Origin of the sequence: Streptomyces sp. NPDC051310 (assembly GCF_044455245.1) — a bacterium.
Lineage (GTDB): Bacteria > Actinomycetota > Actinomycetes > Streptomycetales > Streptomycetaceae > Streptomyces.
In genome coordinates, this window is sequence record NZ_JBITEO010000014.1 from 22807 (window position 1) to 38243 (window position 15437).

Sequence of the window (15437 nt, forward strand, 5' to 3'; positions counted from 1 at the left end):
GTCCCACCCCGCGGCCCGCGACGTCGCCGGTGCCACGTACCGGTGCCGGTGTCGCGCCTCCCGCAGGCTCCGCGGCGACGGGTGCGGCTCCCGGCGGGCCCCGCCGGGGCGGTTCGTGCTCCCTGTGGGTGAACCGGGCACCGAAGATGACGTCTCGCCGGTGTGCCGCCAAGAGACTGTCCGGCAGGTCGACCGGATCCCCCGGTTCTACAGGAGGCGGACTCATGGCGAACGGCACCATCCTGCTGGCCCTGCGGGAGAACCCCTTGGGCGGCGGTGTCAGCACCGAGCAACTGCGTCGCATCGGCAAGGAGCTGGAGAACCAGGGACTGGAGCCCCGCTGGGCCGCCAGCGCCCAGGAGGCCCGCGCCGCTCTCCAGACGGAGTCGCAGCTCTCCGCGGCCGTCGTCGGCTGGGACCTGCCCTGCGGAGCCGGTCCTTCCGTCGAGGAGGGCGGTGGCGCCGCGGTACTGCGACAGATCGAGCGGCGCTACAAGAAGCTGCCCGTCTTCCTGTTGATGGCGGAGGACTCCGACCAGGACCTGGAACACCTGCCGCTGTGGGTCTCCGAGACGGTGGTGGGGTACATCTGGCCGCTGGAGGACACCGCCGCCTTCATCGCCGGCCGGGTGGTCGCCGCCGCCCGCGCCTACCACCAGGACATCCTGCCCCCGTTCTTCAAGGCGCTGCGCCGTTTCGACGACGCACACCAGTACTCCTGGCACACCCCTGCGCACTCCGGTGGTGTCGCCTTCCTCAAGTCCCCCGTGGGCCGCGCCTTCTTCGACTACTTCGGCGAGCGGCTCTTCCGCAGCGACCTGTCCATCTCCGTGGGGGAGCTGGGGTCGCTGTTCGAACACAACGGACCCATCGGCGAGGCCGAACGCAACGCCGCCCGCATCTTCGGGGCCGACCGCACGTACTTCGTCCTGCACGGCGATTCCACCGCCGACCGCATGGTGGGGCACTACAGCGTCACCCAGGACGAGATCGCCCTCGTGGACCGCAACTGCCACAAGTCCGTGCTGCACGGGCTGGTGCTGTCCGGCGCACGCCCCGTCTACCTGGTGCCCACCCGCAACGGTTACGGACTGGCCGGCCCGCTGCCCCCGCGCGAGACCGCGCCCGAAGCGGTCAGGTCCCGCATCGCGGCCAATCCGCTGGCCGCCGGTGCGGTATCGCTCGACGCCCAGTACGCCGTGGTGACGAACTCGACGTACGACGGGCTGTGCTACGACACGGTCGCCGCGGCGCGGTCCTTCGCCCCGAGCACGCCCCGGCTGCACTTCGACGAGGCGTGGTTCGCCTACGCCCGGTTCCACCCCCTGTACGCCGGGCGGTACGGGATGGCCGTCGGCGCCGACACGTTCGAGGGGGCCGACCGGCCGACCGTCTTCTCCACCCAGTCGACCCACAAGCTGCTGGCGGCGCTCTCGCAGAGCGCCATGGTGCACGTCAAGTCCTCCCCCCGTGCGCCCGTCGAGCACGACCGGTTCAACGAGGCGTTCATGATGCACGGCACCACCTCGCCGCTCTATCCGGCGATCGCCTCGCTCGACGTGGCGGCCGCCATGATGGACGGGCCGCAGGGCCACTGGCTGATCGACGAGGCGATCACCGAGGCGATCCGCTTCCGTCAGGCCGTCGTCCGCTGCGGGCGGCGGATCGCGGCCGCGGGCGACCGGCCGGGCTGGTTCTTCGGCGTCTGGCAGCCGGACACCGTGACGGATCCCGCCACCGGCGAACGCATGCCCTTCGCCGACGCTCCGGCCGCGCTGCTGCGCCGCGAGCCCGGCTGCTGGCAGCTCGAACCCGGCGCGGACTGGCACGGCTTCCGCGACCTCACCGAGGGCTACTGCATGCTCGACCCGATCAAGGTGACCCTGACGTGTCCCGGCGTGTCGGCCACGGGGGAGACCTCCTCCTGGGGCATCCCGGCACGGATTCTGACGGCCTACCTGGCCAACCGCGGCATCGTCGTGGAGAAGACCGACAGCTACACCACCCTCGTCCTGTTCTCCATGGGCATCACCAAGGGCAAGTGGGGCACGCTGATGGACGCCCTGATGGACTTCAAGGCCCTCTACGACTCCGACGCGCCGCTGGGGCTCGTCCTGCCGGGACTGGTCGAGCAGTTCCCCCGCCGCTACGCCGGCACCACCCTGGGCGAGCTGTGCCGGCAGATGCACGAGCATCTGACGCAGGCCGAGCTGATCAGCGCCCTCGACACGGCCTTCCAGCGGCTCCCCGAGCCGGTCGCCCCGCCACAGCGGTGCTACCAGCAGCTCATCCGGGGCGGCACCGAACGGCTGCGCCTCGCCGAGGCCGCCGAGCGCGTCGCCGCCGCCATGGTCACGGTGACCCCGCCCGGCATCCCGGTCCTCATGCCCGGCGAGTCGACCGGTGCCCCGGACGGGCCCCTCCTGCGGTACCTGGGTGCGCTGGAGGCCTTCGACCGTGCCTTCCCCGGGTTCCACAGCGAGGCCCACGGCGTCGTGATCGACCCCGAGACCGGCGACTACCTGATCGAGTGCGTGCGCCGGACGGAGCCGCACTGACCGACCGCGCCGCAGCTCCGGGGTCCGGGGACGGCCCGGCCCCCGGTCCTGCGGCCGTACGGCGGTCGCGCGGCCGTGCCGCGTAACCCGTCATATGCCAACGCGTTATGTCCATTGCTGCCCGCAGTGGCGGGAAAACCGAGCCTGCCCGGCCCTCTCTGCCGGGCATAGGAAGGGACTTTGTAATGGACATGGCGCTGTGGCTGCTGCTTGCGTGCGGATCGGCCTGCATGGCGCTGTCGGCCTTCTTGCCGGCGCAGGCCTCCCGCATGGGGCGGATCGACACCCTCGAACTGCGTCGCCGTCGCCTCATGACCGACGTTCTCGCCGCCAACGCCAGCAGTGCCGGAGGAAACCTCGCGCACCACGTGACGCCCGGGAGCGCCTCCGGCAGTCCCGAATAACCGTCTCCCCGGCCCGCGCCGCCCGGACATCCGGTCTGTGCTTCACCCTGTGGCCGCGCACGGCGGAGAGGCCCGTCCGGTCCCTGCCGTGATGTGATGAGCGCGCACCGCAGTCCGCTCCAGACACCACGGGACGGCCCGATGAGTACCGCGGTTCCGGCGACTCCCGCCCCCGAGACACAGGCGCGCCACGCGGCGTGGCTCGAATTGTTCTTCGATCTCGTCTTCGTCGCGTTCGCCGCCCAGCTGTCGCACTCCTTGCACGGCGACCCCGGATGGCGGGAGTTCGGGGTGTTCCTGGCCCTGTACTTCCCTCCGTGGTGGATGTGGATCAACCTCACGGTGTCCGCCAACCTCTTCGAGGTGGACGACGTCCGCCGCCGGTCGCTGATGCTGTTCGCAATGCTGTGCCTCGCGGTCATGGCCGCCGCCGTGGCCCAGGCGGACACGGACAGCACACGGGCGGCGGCGTACGCGCTCGGGTACGCGGGAAGCAGGCTGGTGCTGCTCGGACTCTGGTGGCCCGCGACGCGTTTCCCGCCGCCCCACCGCGTACCGCGATGGCGCCCGCTGACGTACTGCCTGGTGTCCGGACTGCTGTGGGCCGCCTCGGCGGCGGTGCCGGGCCGGTGGCGCTACGTCATGTGGGCGGCCCTGGTCGCGGCCGAACTCGTGCTGCTCCTGACGGCACGCGGCCGGGCGATGCCCAGGCGCCTGCACACGGGGCACCTCGTCGAGCGCGTCGGGCTGTTCGTCATCATCGTCCTGGGGGAGTCGGTCGTCGCGCTCGTCACCACCACCGATCACGTGTGGACGGCATCGGCCGGGGTCGTGGCGGTGCTCGGCTTCGTCCTGCTGGCGGCCCTGTGGTGGTCGTACTTCGATTTCGGCGCGGCCGCGGCGGAACTGGTGCTCGGCTCGGCGGCTCCCGAACGGGCCTACTTCCTCGCGCGCGACGTCACGGCCTTCCTGCACTTCTTCGTGACCGCCGCGATCCTCGCCATGGCGGCCGGCCTCGCCACGGCGGTGGAGGAGGCCGGCCACGCCCACCTCCACCAGGGCGCGGCAGCAGCTCTGGCCGGCGGGCTCGCCCTCTACCACGCGGCGCACGCCTCGATCGCGCTGCGCTTCGGACGGCCCCTCGGCAGCGTCGCGGTGTGGGCCGTCCCCGGGATCGGCGTCCCGCTCCTGGTCCTCCTCGCCGCCGGCCACCTGCCGCCGTGGTGCGTGGTGGCCCTCCTGGCCGCCGAAGCGATCCTGCACCTCCTGTACGCCAGGAGGGTCGCGCGGCGCCGGAGGGCGCACGCGCCCCCGGCGCCGGCCGGCGACTGACCGGCGGCCACCCCGCCCGTGACCCGGCCGGGCCGCGCGACGCGCAAAGCTCAGCCGGTGCCGGCATGGGCGACGGCCGCCGCGGCCAGTCCCGTGATCAGGGGATGGGCGCGGGTGCCGTCGCCGTCCAGCTCGGGCTGGAAGAGGGTCGCCAGGAAGAACGGGTGGCCGGGCAGCTCCGCGATACGGATGTCGCCGGACTCGTCGGTGCCGGTGAAGGCCAGGCCATGGGCGCGCAGCGTGTCCAGGTGGTCGGGGTTGGGGCCGTAGTTGCAGTGGTAGCGCGCCTGTGTGCGCGCGGCGCCGAGCAGGCGGGCGGCGTGCGAGCCGGGCACGACCTCGACCGTGCCTTCGTGGCCGACCAGGGAGCACGACAGCGGGACGACCACGGCGTTCCCGTCCGCGGTGTCCGGGTCGTTCTCGGCATGGCCCGCATGGGTCATGGCGCAGACGTTGCGGGCGAACTCCAGCAGCGCGTGCTGGAACCCCCCGCAGGTGCCCAGGAAGGGGATACCGCCTTCCCGTGCGGCGCGGATCGCCGCCAGCACGCCGGCCTCGCTCCGGTACGGGCTGCCGGGCAGGACCCAGACCGCGTCGAAACCCTCCATGCCGTGGCCGGCGTCCTCGCTGGGGATCCAGTAGGCGTCCAGGTCCAGCCCGTCGCGTACGCGAAGGGCCTCCAGCAGGCCGGGGATGCGGGTGTGGGAGCGAACGGCGTCGGAGCGGTCCCCGACGAGAGCGATACGTGCGGTGCGGTTCATGACGACATGCTGTGGCCCCGGTACGCATCAGGTCCAACGATGATCTCCGAACATCGCATAAGCGATACTGATGCACATGGATCCGCACCTGCTGCGTACCTTCGTCGCGGTTCTCGACCACCGCTCCTTCTCCGCCGCCGCCTCGGCCCTCGGCTACACCCAGTCCGCCGTCTCCCAGCACATCGCCGCGCTCGAAACGGATGTGGGCACCCGGCTCGTCGCACGCCGCCCGGTCGCACCCACCCCGGCCGGAAGGCGGCTCATGGAACACGCCCCCGCCCTGCTGCTCCGCCTCGACGCGGCCCGTGCCGACGTCGCGCGCCTCCGGCAGGCCCGTTCCACCCGGCTCACCCTCGCCTGCTCGCCCGCCGCGCTCGGCCCCTCCGTGGCACGCGCCCTGGCGCATCTGCACAGCACCGCCCGGCCGTTGGACCTGGAGGTCCGCGTACAGGGCCGGGAAGAGGCGATCGAGCACGTCCTCACCGGCCGCGCGGACGCCGCCCTCGTCGACGGCGTCGCCGCACCCAGCGACCCGCTCCCGCTGCCCGACCTCGGACCGGCCACCATCCTCGCCGTCGCCGAGGAGACCCTGGCCGTGCTCTTCCCGCACGGCCATCCCCTGGCGCGGCGCCGGTCGGTACGCCTGACCGACCTGGCGCAAGCCCAATGGATCGACGCCCCGGACACCGCCGTCCCCCTCGACCGGCTGCGTGCCGTCTGCCGCACCGACGGCTTCCGCCCCCGGATCCGTCACCGCGGAACCGATGTGCACGGTCTCGCCGCGCTCGCCGCAGCCGGCCACGGCCTCACGGCCCTTCCGCTGCCGCTCGCCGCCACCCTCGCGGGCGCGGCCGTACCGGTGCACGGACCGCGACTGGTCCACCGCACGGAGCTGGTCCACCCGGCCGACCCCGCCGACGCCGTCCGGCAGTTGACCGGCCTCGTCCGCCCCTGACGGGCGCCGGCGCCGTCAGCGGCGCAGCAGGTCCACCACCCCCGTCAGGCTCTCGTCACCACTGCCCTCGGCCAGCCGGCGGCGCATCAGCCCGAAGAACGGGGCGATCAGTTCCGGGCTGACCTTCTGCTCCTCCGCGGTGCTCAGGAAGGTCGGGATCCCGGCCACCTGCATACCGAGACGGGAGACCACGTCCCGCGTGTAGTCCCCGGTGCTCAGGTGCTCGGCGGTCTGGTGGACGGCCGGAGCCATCGCGACCAGCCAGTCGGCGAGCAGCGGGGCGAACGCCACGGGGTCGATGTCCTCGTCGCGGATGAGGGCGAACGCGTGCGAGATGCCGGCGAACATCCCGTACATGGCGCTGAGCAGGGCCACGTCGTGCAGGGCCGCGAAAGCCGGGTCCTCTCCGACGTACGCCGTGCCGGCCGGGACGCCGAGTGTCTCCCGGTGCTGCTCGAACAACTCCCGCGAGCCGCTGTAGAACACGTAGCCGCCGGCCTCCGGGACACCGATCATCGGCGGGACGGCCATGATGCCGCCGTCCAGGTAGCGGGCACCGCGCTCCCGCGCCCACGCGGCACGGGCGCGGGCCTCCGCGGGGGTGCTGGTGGTCAGGTTCACCAGGTCCTTGCCGGCCAGGTCGACGCCGTCCAGTGCATCGTCGATCGAGGCGCCGTCCAGGAGGCAGGCGACGACCAGCCGGTTCGCCGCGACCGCGTCGGACGCGCTGCCGGCGACCGCCGCCCCTTCCTCGCCGAGGGCGGCGGCACGGGACGGTGTGCGGTTCCAGACGGTGAGGGAATGGCCGGCGGCGAGCCAGGTACGGGCCAGGGCGGTGCCCATCGCGCCGAGGCCGAGGACGGTGAGGGAGGTCTTCTTCGCAGGTGTGTCGGTCATGCGGTCTAGGCTGGTCCCGGGCCCGGTGGTGATCAAGTACGCACTTCGAAGTGGGTGGTTACCCCGGGGTGAGTGAACAGGTCAGAGGGGTGGGGGCATGGCGACGCTCAACCGGCCGGGCGGTCCCGAGGGGCACGTCTGCGGGATCGACACGGCGATGGAGGTCATCGGCGGCAAGTGGAAGGTGCTGATCCTCTGGGCGCTGCACGAGCGCCCCCACCGCCGTTTCGGCGAGCTGCGCCGGATGCTCCCGGGCATAACCGAGAAGGTGCTCGCGTCCCACCTGCGGGAGATGGAGGCGGACGGCATCGTGCACCGCGCCTCCTACGACGAGGTGCCGCCCCGCGTCGAGTACGCGCTGACGGAGGACGGCATCCGCCTCAACGAGGCCCTCGAACCGCTCGCCGCCTGGGGGCGCGGGCGGACTGCCGACCCAGGGCCTGCGCAGGGGGCGGCGTAGAACCTGCCGTAATCGCGGGCCGGGCCGGTGTGGAACCTGCCGTCCCGGGCAGGGCCCCGGGCGCGTCCCGCGGAGCGGCCGGACCGCCGGGCGGTCCGGCCGGGTCCTGACGCCTATCCGAACTGGCCGATCCGGTAGTCACCCGCGGGCTGCTGGTTGATGACGTTCAGGCGGTTGAAGGCATTGATGAGGGCGATGAGGGACACCAGGGCGGCGAGCTGCTCCTCGTCGTAGTGCTTCGCGGCGTTCGCCCAGGCCTCGTCGGTGACACCGCCGGCCGCGTCGGCGATCCGGGTGCCCTGTTCCGTCAGCTCCAGAGCGGCCCGCTCGGCCTCGGTGAAGACCTTCGCCTCACGCCACGCCGCGATCAGGTTGAGGCGTACCGACGTCTCCCCGGCGTGAGTGGCCTCCTTGGAGTGCATGTCGAGGCAGAAGCCGCAGCCGTTGATCTGGCTGGCGCGGATCTTCACCAGCTCCTGCGTCGCGGCCGGCAGCGCCGAGTCCGAGAGGCCCTTGCCCGCGGTGGAGAGGTACCTCACGAACGTGGTCGCGATCGGGCTGCCGAACAGGTTCAAACGGGCTTCCATGGTGAACTCCTCTGTCGTCATGGGCGCTTACACACCTCTGACGGAGCAGCTCGGCCCGGTTGTGACATCAGCGGATGTGACGTGCGTCTCCCACCCTCTCCCCGTCCCGATTCTCGCCCGGCGCGCGTCCGGGCGCAGCGGAACAGGGCGATGTGCCCATGCGGCCACCGCAGTCGGGCACCCGGTCAACCGGGGCCCGGGGCCGGAAGGCGGCGCCGGCCGGCGGCCTGCCGCTCAGCTGTCGCCTGTCCCCGCGGGTCTCAGCTCGGGGTGTTCCTCGGCCAGCCGGTCCGGCGCGGCCTGCCGCCAGGAGTCGACCAGGATGTCACGCAGTTCGTCCAGGTCCTCCAGCGCGGCGAGCCGCACCCGCACCCACGCCGAACTCGCCTCGTGGGGCGGCACCCAGAACTTCCCCGGCTCGGAGGCGATCAGCTCGGCGCGCTCGTGCCGGGGACAGCGCACGGCGAACGAGGTCTGGTCGTCGGGGATGGTGACGTACATCTTCCCGGCCACGCGGAACGTGGGCATGCTCCATGCTTCCTTCTCCACCGTCTCGGGGAAGGACAGGGCGGTGCGGCGGACGTCCTCGGCATCGATCATGGTCACAACGGTAGCCACCGCCACTGACAGTGCCTCACCGCAGCACGGACCGGGCCGCCCGACGCCCGCGTCCCCGATGCCCGTCTTCCGGTATCGCAGCGGCGCCGCCCCTTTCCGCGGGGGACGGGAGGGTGGCGGGTCCCTGCCAGGGCGGGGTGGGTGGCGGCGGAACGGGGGAGGCTTGGTGACGTGGCACTGCGCAGCGTCGGCGGCCGCCCAGGGGAGTCGTACCGGCCGCTGCCATCGCGTGGTGGCCACCTGACCGCAGCACCCGGCGCTTCGCCCGGTGGCGTCCGGGACGCCTCGGCGGAGGGCAGGCATCCGCCGCCCGCGGAGGTGCCGCGACCTCAGTTCGGCTTCTTGTGCTTCGCCTGCTTGCCCTTGGCCGGCCGCTTGGTCTTGTCGCGCTCCGGCCCTCCCGCGGCGTGCTCCGGCGGAGCGCCGGCCCCGCCTCGGGCGGTGGCGGCAGCGGGGGCCTTGCGCTCGGCGGCCGCCGGCTCCCGCTGCACGGCGGCTTCCCGGGTTTCGGCGGGGGCGGACGCCTGCCGGACGGGACGGGAGGCCGGCGCCGCCGAGGGGGAGGACGGTTCCGGCCGAGCCGCCTCGGGCGGGAGCGGCGCGGTGGTGGCCGGACGTGGCGGCCGGGCGGCCGCATCCTCGCCCTCCGCGGGGAGACTGCCGATCAGACCGGTCAGCGCGACACCGAGCGCGGCCAGCGCCGCACCCGCCGTCACAGCCCGGCCGGCATGGACGGAACCGGCCCCGCGCACGGCGCACTTCGGGGAGCCGGCGTGCGCGTGCGCACCGCTCGCCGCGGCCGCGGTCACCGGGTAGGCACCGGTCCTGCGCGACCGCAAGGTGTCGTCACCGGGGCCGTCACCCTTCCGTGGGGCGACGACGACACGGCCCGATGCCTCCGCGTCACCGTGTCCGCCCTCCGCGGCGGCTGCCGCCGCTCCCGCCGCCAGGACTTCGCAGCAGGTGAGGGCGTCCGGCCGCCTGCTCTCGTCCGCAGCCGTCATGGCCTCCAGCAGCTCGGCGATGTCGTGCGGCAGTTCCTGGGGTATGGCCGGCGAGCGGTGGAGGCGGGCGATGGCGGCCTCCAGCGGCGTCCCGTCGTACTCCAGCTCGCCCTTCACGCATTCCAGGAGCACCAGGCCCAGACTGTAGATGTCCGCGGCCGGCCCGGCCGCCCTGCCCTCCACCTGCTCCGGCGCCATGTACGCGGCGGTGCCGACGAGCGCGCCGGCGGCAGCGGGGCCCGCGGGGGCGGGGGTGTCCGCCAGCTGGGAGATCCCGAAGTCGGTCAGGTGCGGGGCACCCGTCTCGTCGAGCAGGATGTTCGACGGCTTGACGTCGCGGTGCACCACACCCGCCGCGTGCACGTGCGCGAGTGCCGAGGCGAGCGCCGACCCGATGCGGCAGACCTCGTCGAGCGCGGGAGGCGCCGCGGCGATGCGCCGGCGCAGGGTCGTTCCCCGTATCAACTCCATGACCAGGTACGGCAGTCCGTCATCCCGGCCGCAGTCGTACACGGTCACCAGACCGGGGTGCCGCAACCGGGCCAGGAGATGGCATTCCCGGTCGAATTGCTCCTCCGTGTGCGCATCGCTCTCCGGGCGGAAGACCTTCACCGCGACCGGACGCCGCAGGCGCAGATCCAGCCCTTCGTACACATCGGCAGCGCCCCCGCGGCCCAGTGGGTCGTCGAGCCGGTAGCGGCCGGCCACCACGTGGGCCGTGAGCCGGAAGTCCGGTCGGATCTGCCACGGGCGGACCTTCATCACTGCTCCCTGCGTCTCTGTTGCCGCCTGCCATTCGTCCACCCGCCCACCTGTGCACCCACCGGACCTGCGCCCGGTGTACGGCTGCGAGCACCTCATACGCCTGCCCCCGGAACGCCCGGGCATCCGTGCGGACCTGCGCCTCATGTCTCGGTGCGACCGGCGGCGTCAGGCAGACGGAGTATCCCCTTCGTGTCGAATAATCCTGTTATCAATCCATGTGTCTAGGGTGAGGCCCGCTGAAGCCTTCCCCACCCACACTCGGGAGACAGACATGGGTCAGTTCAGTCGTACATGGGCAGCCGGCATCACCACGGCCGTCATCGTCGCCGGCTCGATCGGCGTCGCGGTCGCCTCCCCGACGCCCACCGCGCACAAGCCCGCCGCGGCCGACGCGCTCACGCCCGCGACGACGAGCGCCAAGAACGTACGGGCGTGGCAGTCGTTCCGTATCAGCGGTACGGCGAAGCAGCTGAAGCCGGGGAGCCGCGTCACCCTCCAGCAGAAGCAGGGCAAGCGCTGGGTCTCGCTGCCGGCCTCGATGAACACCAACCGCGACGCCCGCTACAACCTGCGCGTGGTGCTCGGCCTCCAGGGCCACAACAAGCTGCGCATGGTGTCGAACAGCGGGCGCGTCGTCTCGCCGGTCATCCACGTCTGGGTGCGCTGAGGCCCTCCTCCGGATCGGGCCGGTCCGGCCGGTCAGGCCGGACTGAGGCTGGATCGAGCCGGGTCAGGACCGACTCGGGCCGGTCAGGCCGGAATCGGGCCGGATGAGGAATGTCCCGGGTGCCGGGGCGCTGTGCGGTTCCGCCGGGCGTCGCCGCACCGCGCACCCGGCGGCCCCGGCCCCGCTTCCTCTGACCGCCGACGGCCGGGCACTACAGCCGGTGCGCGGCGTCCGCGGCGGCCACCGCCTCCGCGAAGGCCCGGATCCGCGCGTCGTCGCGGTCGCCACGCCGCACCAGACCGAGCGCCGAGTCGGGCAGCCCCGTCACGGGTACGTAGGCCACGTCCCGGCGGTGGTGGAACTCGGTGGTGGGGCGGCAGAGCAGCATCACACCCCGGTTGGCCGCCACCAGTGACAGTCCCTCCTGGAGGGTGCCGACCACCGGCCCCCGCGGCACCGGGGCGCCTGACGGGGTACGGGCGGGCGCCTGAGCCTCGCGCCAGTAGTCGGGCGCCGGGGCGGCCACGCCCACCAGTGGTGTCCCGGCCAGCTCCTCGGCGTCCAGGGCGTCCCGGGTGGCCAAGGGGTGCCTGCGGGAGACCGCCAGACACTGAGGCTGGCGGGAGAAGACGGGCCCGAGCGCGAGAGCCGGCTCCTCGACCGGCAGCAGCACCACCGCCAGGTCCACCTCATCGCGGTGCACCGGACCGAAGGGGTCGCACAGCGGCAACTCGGTGATCCGGGTGGGACAGCCGGGATACCGCTCCTCGAACTCCCCGACCACCTCCATGAATCCGTACCCCACGCTGCCCTGGAACCCGATCCGCAGCGGCCCGCTGATGCCGAGCGCCGCCGCCCGGGCGTTCTCGACGGTGGTGCGCAGCGCGGAGTAGGCCGGGCGGAGCTCGGCGAGGAAGTCCTCGCCGAGCGCGGTCAGTCCCACCCGCCGGCTCGTGCGGTCCACCAGACCTCCGCCGATGCGCCGCTCCAGGCCGCGGATCAGCTGGCTGACCCGGCTCTGGGACACGTACAGCCGTTCCCCGGTCCGCCCGAAATGCAGTTCCTCGGCGAGGACCAGGAAGCACTCCAACTCGCGGATCTCCAGCGTGCCCACCGGTGTCCGCCGTCCGTCCGTGGTCTCCCGGTTCGTGCCTGCCATGGCCGTGCCCCTCCACCCGGCGCCCCGGCATCCGTGGCGTCCGCGCCGTCATCGATGAATCCACCTCATGGAAGCATGAGCAGTCCGCGCTTGTTCCGCTTCCCGCACCGCAGTTGTGTGGAGCCATGACGAACGTGGACAACAGGCGGGCACACCAGCCCGCGCCGTCGGCATCCGCAAGGGGCGGCTGGCCCGCGGTGACGGCCGTCGCGGCCGGCACCTTCTCCGTGGTCACGTCCGAGATGCTGCCGGTGGGCCTGCTCACACCGATCAGCACCTCCCTGGGCGTGAGCGAGGGTACGGCCGGGCTGACGCTCACCGTCACCGGCCTCATCGGTGCGCTGTCGGCCCCGCTGGTCACCGCGGCGGTCGGCCGGACCGACCGGCGCGTGGTTTTGTGCTCCCTCATGGCGCTCCTGGCGGCCGCCAACGTACTGACGGCCTGGGCGCCGGACTTCGCCGTCATGATGGTGGCCCGCGTACTGGTCGGCATCGCCATGGGCGGCGTCTGGTCGCTCGCCGGCGGACTCGGAGTGCGGCTGGTGCCGGCCGCGTCCACCGGCCCCGCCACCTCCATGATCTTCAGCGGTATCGCGATCGCCTCCGTGGCGGGCGTGCCGGCCGGGGCGTACGCCGGTGAACTCGCCGGCTGGCGCGCGGCGTTCCTCTCCACCGGCGCACTGGCGCTGCTCGTGGCCGCCGCCCTGGCCGTGTCGCTGCCGCCGCTCCCCGCCGATGAACCGGTCGCGCTGGGCGGGGTGGTGCGGCTGCTCGGCACATCGCAGGTGACGACCGGACTCGCGGTGGTGGCCCTCCTGGTGACAGGCCACTTCGCCGCGTACACCTACGTCCGGCCGCTCCTCGAGGAGGTCTCGGGCGTCAGGGCTTCGCTGATCGGGACGCTGCTGCTCGTGTACGGAGTCGCCGGTGTCGCGGGAAACTTCCTGGCCGGCGCCCGGGTGGGCCGGTCGGTGCGCGGCCCGCTGCTGGTGATCAGCGCCGCCCTGGCCGCCGCGGTGCTGCTGATGCCGCTGCTCGGGCTGTCCGTGGCCGGCGCCTGCCTCCTGCTCGTCGTATGGGGCCTGGCCTACGGGGGCGTGTCGGTGAGCACCCAGACCTGGCTGGCCCTGGCGGCGCCGGAGGCCAGGGAGGGCGCGACCGCCCTGCTCGTGGGGGTGTTCAACGGGGCCATCGCGCTGGGCGCCTTCGCGGGAGGCCGGGTGGCGGACGGCTTGGGCACCCGGTCGGTGCTGTGGTCGGCCGGCGCGCTGGCCCTGGGCGCCCTCCTCGCGACGGCCCTCGGGGCGGTGCCCAGGCCCGCCGCCACCGACTCCGGTCCGGCGCAGTGACCGGCCGGCCGGTACCGCGACGCCCGACCGCACGGCATCCGGCCGTGTCGCGCGGCTCCGGCCACCCGGCATCACAGCAGGCAGGACGGCGACGGCACCGCCCGCGCCGGCGCACCTCGTGGATCTCGTACCGGCCAGGACCGAACAAGACGGCCGTGGCGCACGTACTGGACCTACAAGCAAGCCGGAGGGGACGCGATGACTGACGAAGGACGGACGAGATGACCGCAACCACGACGAGTGGGCGGACCGGGCAAGAGGCACGGCCGCGCAGGAACATCACTCGGCTCGCCTGCGCCGCACTGGCCGCCGCGAGCCTGGCCGCCGCCGGAGCCGGCATGCTGCAGCCGCGGACGGCCAGCGCCTCGAGCCACCGCGAGGCGCCGCTGATATCCGGGCAGCCGCAGTTCGACACGTCGGACGTGTACGCGTTCGTCAGCCCCGACCATCCCGACTCGACGACCCTGGTGGCGAACTGGCTGCCGTTCCAGGAGCCGGCCGGCGGCCCCAACTTCTACACGTTCGCCGAGGACGCCCGCTACGACATCCACGTCGACAGTGACGGCGACGCCCAGGACGACCTGGTGTACCGGTTCACCTTCGACGACCACCGGAAGAACGAGAACACGTTCCTGTACAACACGGGCGCCGTGGAGAGCCTGGACGATCCGGACCTCAACTTCACCCAGAGCTACGACATCGAGCTGCTGCGGATGAAGCACGGGAAGGTCGCCTCCCGGCACGACCTGGCGAAGGACCTGCCGGTGGCGCCGTCGAACGTCGGCAAGGCGTCCATGCCCGACTACCAGAAGCTGCGTGACCAGGCGGTACGGGAGGTCCCCGGCGGACTCAAGGCCTTCGCCGGCCAGGCCGACGATCCGTTCTTCCTCGACCTGCGGGTCTTCGACCTCCTGTACGGGGGCGACCTGTCGGAGGTCGGCAACGACACGCTCAAGGGCTACAACGTCAACACGATCGCCCTGCAGGTACCCAGCGCGTACCTGCGCGAGTCCGAGGAGCAGCCCGTGATCGGCGTCTACGCGACGACCGAGCGCAAGAACGCGCGCGGGGGCTGGACGCGGGTGTCACGGCTCGGCATGCCGCTGGTCAACGAGGTCGTCAACCCGGTCAAGGACAAGGACCGGTTCAACGCGTCCACGCCCGAGAACGACGGGGACTTCCTCAAGAACGTCACCGAGCCCGAGCTGCCGAAGCTCATCGAGGGCATTTACAAGATCAAGGTCCCGGCGGAACCGCGCCAGGACCTCGTCTCCGTGTTCCTGACCGGTGTCAAGGACCTCAACCAGCCGCCGCACGGCAAGCCCTCGGAGATGCTGCGCCTCAACACCGCGGTCAAGCCGGCCGCCGAGCCCAAGCGCCTCGGCGTACTCGACGGCGACAACGCCGGCTTCCCCAACGGGCGGCGGCTGTCCGACGACGTGCTCGACATCGCGCTGCAGGTCGTCGAGGGCGAGCTCGTCGGTGCGAAGAACGACCTGGGTGACGCGGTCGACGCCAACGACAAGGCGTTCGGCGGCAGCTTCCCGTACGTCGCCCTGCCCACCGCCGGCTCCGACACCAAGGCGGCCGGGGCGTCCACCAAGAGCGACGCCACCGGCCTGACGGGCGGCATGTCCTCGATCACCGCCTCGTGGGACGACGACACGGTCATGCTCGTCTCGGCGGCATCGGGCGCCGCGGCCGTGCTGCTGGTCGGCCTCGGTACGGCGTGGCTGCGTGGCCGCCGCCGTCCCGAGCGCGGGTCCTGGCTGAACTGACCACAGCCGTCACCACCGCGGCAGCCGGCCGCCGAGGCCGGCGCCGACCGCGGGCCCGGTTCGGCCGGCCCGATCGGTGGTCCTCAAGGGCCGGCCCCTTCGACAGCCCGGCGGCATCCTCCCGTCCCCCACGGCGCCGCCGG

The 15437-nt window shown here is 72.7% G+C and carries 14 protein-coding genes; 8 read left to right on the forward strand and 6 right to left on the reverse strand.

The annotated features are described in order from the left end of the window. The first annotated feature begins 224 nt into the window (after positions 1-224). The 3 genes from ACIA79_RS21100 to ACIA79_RS21110 all read left to right on the forward strand — a co-directional run bounded on the left by ACIA79_RS21100 (position 225) and on the right by ACIA79_RS21110 (position 4294). Entirely contained in the window at positions 225-2558 is a 2334-nt protein-coding gene (locus ACIA79_RS21100) for an Orn/Lys/Arg decarboxylase N-terminal domain-containing protein (protein ID WP_399429868.1), read from the forward strand. Between the two features lie 185 nt (positions 2559-2743). Beyond that, positions 2744-2962 carry a hypothetical protein gene (locus ACIA79_RS21105; protein WP_399429869.1) on the forward strand — a complete coding sequence of 73 codons (219 nt, stop codon included), beginning with the start codon at positions 2744-2746 and terminating at the stop codon, positions 2960-2962. Between the two features lie 141 nt (positions 2963-3103). Next, positions 3104-4294, forward strand: a complete 1191-nt coding sequence (locus ACIA79_RS21110) for a low temperature requirement protein A (RefSeq protein WP_399429870.1) — start codon at positions 3104-3106, stop codon at positions 4292-4294. A 50-nt stretch (positions 4295-4344) separates the two neighbouring features. Here ACIA79_RS21110 and ACIA79_RS21115 read toward each other — a convergent pair whose 3' ends face one another. After that, positions 4345-5055 carry a hypothetical protein gene (locus ACIA79_RS21115; RefSeq protein ID WP_399429871.1) on the reverse strand — a complete coding sequence of 237 codons (711 nt, stop codon included), beginning with the start codon at positions 5053-5055 and terminating at the stop codon, positions 4345-4347. Positions 5056-5131: 76 nt separating this feature from the next. Here ACIA79_RS21115 and ACIA79_RS21120 point away from each other — a divergent pair, with 76 nt between their 5' ends. Next, on the forward strand, positions 5132-6010 hold the full coding sequence (locus tag ACIA79_RS21120) for a LysR family transcriptional regulator (protein WP_399429872.1): 879 nt from the start codon (positions 5132-5134) through the stop codon (positions 6008-6010). Positions 6011-6025: 15 nt separating this feature from the next. Here ACIA79_RS21120 and ACIA79_RS21125 read toward each other — a convergent pair whose 3' ends face one another. Beyond that, a complete protein-coding gene (locus ACIA79_RS21125) occupies positions 6026-6907 on the reverse strand; it encodes an NAD(P)-dependent oxidoreductase (protein WP_399429873.1) in 882 nt (293 codons plus the stop codon). A 97-nt stretch (positions 6908-7004) separates the two neighbouring features. Here ACIA79_RS21125 and ACIA79_RS21130 point away from each other — a divergent pair, with 97 nt between their 5' ends. After that, the gene (locus ACIA79_RS21130; RefSeq protein ID WP_399429874.1) at positions 7005-7367 is read left to right on the forward strand and encodes a winged helix-turn-helix transcriptional regulator; all 363 of its coding nucleotides are present in this window, start codon (positions 7005-7007) and stop codon (positions 7365-7367) included. A 113-nt stretch (positions 7368-7480) separates the two neighbouring features. Here the strand turns inward: ACIA79_RS21130 and ACIA79_RS21135 are convergent, their stop codons facing one another. From ACIA79_RS21135 to ACIA79_RS21145, 3 genes are all read right to left on the reverse strand, one after another. After that, a complete protein-coding gene (locus ACIA79_RS21135) occupies positions 7481-7954 on the reverse strand; it encodes a carboxymuconolactone decarboxylase family protein (protein ID WP_399429875.1) in 474 nt (157 codons plus the stop codon). A gap of 234 nt (positions 7955-8188) precedes the next feature. Next, positions 8189-8554, reverse strand: a complete 366-nt coding sequence (locus tag ACIA79_RS21140) for an MmcQ/YjbR family DNA-binding protein (protein WP_399429876.1) — start codon at positions 8552-8554, stop codon at positions 8189-8191. A 347-nt stretch (positions 8555-8901) separates the two neighbouring features. Further along, positions 8902-10338, reverse strand: coding sequence for a serine/threonine-protein kinase (locus ACIA79_RS21145; protein WP_399429877.1), 1437 nt, complete (start codon positions 10336-10338; stop codon positions 8902-8904). 274 nt (positions 10339-10612) lie between these two features. Between ACIA79_RS21145 and ACIA79_RS21150 the strand changes: the two genes are divergently transcribed. Next, complete coding sequence (locus ACIA79_RS21150) at positions 10613-11008, forward strand: hypothetical protein (protein WP_399429878.1); 396 nt, start codon at positions 10613-10615, stop codon at positions 11006-11008. Between the two features lie 211 nt (positions 11009-11219). On the opposite strand, the gene ACIA79_RS21155 is transcribed toward ACIA79_RS21150, so the two are convergent. Beyond that, on the reverse strand, positions 11220-12122 hold the full coding sequence (locus ACIA79_RS21155) for a LysR family transcriptional regulator (protein ID WP_399429996.1): 903 nt from the start codon (positions 12120-12122) through the stop codon (positions 11220-11222). Positions 12123-12364: 242 nt separating this feature from the next. Between ACIA79_RS21155 and ACIA79_RS21160 the strand changes: the two genes are divergently transcribed. Then, positions 12365-13516: an MFS transporter gene (locus tag ACIA79_RS21160; protein WP_399429997.1), complete on the forward strand. Its 1152-nt coding sequence runs from the start codon at positions 12365-12367 to the stop codon at positions 13514-13516. Positions 13517-13737: 221 nt separating this feature from the next. Then, positions 13738-15294, forward strand: a complete 1557-nt coding sequence (locus ACIA79_RS21165) for a DUF4331 domain-containing protein (protein ID WP_399429879.1) — start codon at positions 13738-13740, stop codon at positions 15292-15294. Positions 15295-15437: the final 143 nt, after the last annotated feature.

Excerpts from the sequence above, each read along its gene's own strand:
- ACIA79_RS21115 (WP_399429871.1), bottom strand. The coding sequence starts at position 5,055 with ATGAACCGCACCGCACGTATCGCTCTCGTCGGGGACCGCTCCGACGCC.
- ACIA79_RS21165 (WP_399429879.1), top strand. The coding sequence starts at position 13,738 with ATGACCGCAACCACGACGAGTGGGCGGACCGGGCAAGAGGCACGGCCG.
- ACIA79_RS21140 (WP_399429876.1), bottom strand. The coding sequence starts at position 8,554 with ATGATCGATGCCGAGGACGTCCGCCGCACCGCCCTGTCCTTCCCCGAG.
- ACIA79_RS21100 (WP_399429868.1), top strand. The coding sequence starts at position 225 with ATGGCGAACGGCACCATCCTGCTGGCCCTGCGGGAGAACCCCTTGGGC.
- ACIA79_RS21135 (WP_399429875.1), bottom strand. The coding sequence starts at position 7,954 with ATGGAAGCCCGTTTGAACCTGTTCGGCAGCCCGATCGCGACCACGTTC.
- ACIA79_RS21120 (WP_399429872.1), top strand. The coding sequence starts at position 5,132 with ATGGATCCGCACCTGCTGCGTACCTTCGTCGCGGTTCTCGACCACCGC.
- ACIA79_RS21105 (WP_399429869.1), top strand. The coding sequence starts at position 2,744 with ATGGACATGGCGCTGTGGCTGCTGCTTGCGTGCGGATCGGCCTGCATG.
- ACIA79_RS21125 (WP_399429873.1), bottom strand. The coding sequence starts at position 6,907 with ATGACCGACACACCTGCGAAGAAGACCTCCCTCACCGTCCTCGGCCTC.
- ACIA79_RS21145 (WP_399429877.1), bottom strand. The coding sequence starts at position 10,338 with ATGAAGGTCCGCCCGTGGCAGATCCGACCGGACTTCCGGCTCACGGCC.
- ACIA79_RS21150 (WP_399429878.1), top strand. The coding sequence starts at position 10,613 with ATGGGTCAGTTCAGTCGTACATGGGCAGCCGGCATCACCACGGCCGTC.
- ACIA79_RS21130 (WP_399429874.1), top strand. The coding sequence starts at position 7,005 with ATGGCGACGCTCAACCGGCCGGGCGGTCCCGAGGGGCACGTCTGCGGG.
- ACIA79_RS21110 (WP_399429870.1), top strand. The coding sequence starts at position 3,104 with ATGAGTACCGCGGTTCCGGCGACTCCCGCCCCCGAGACACAGGCGCGC.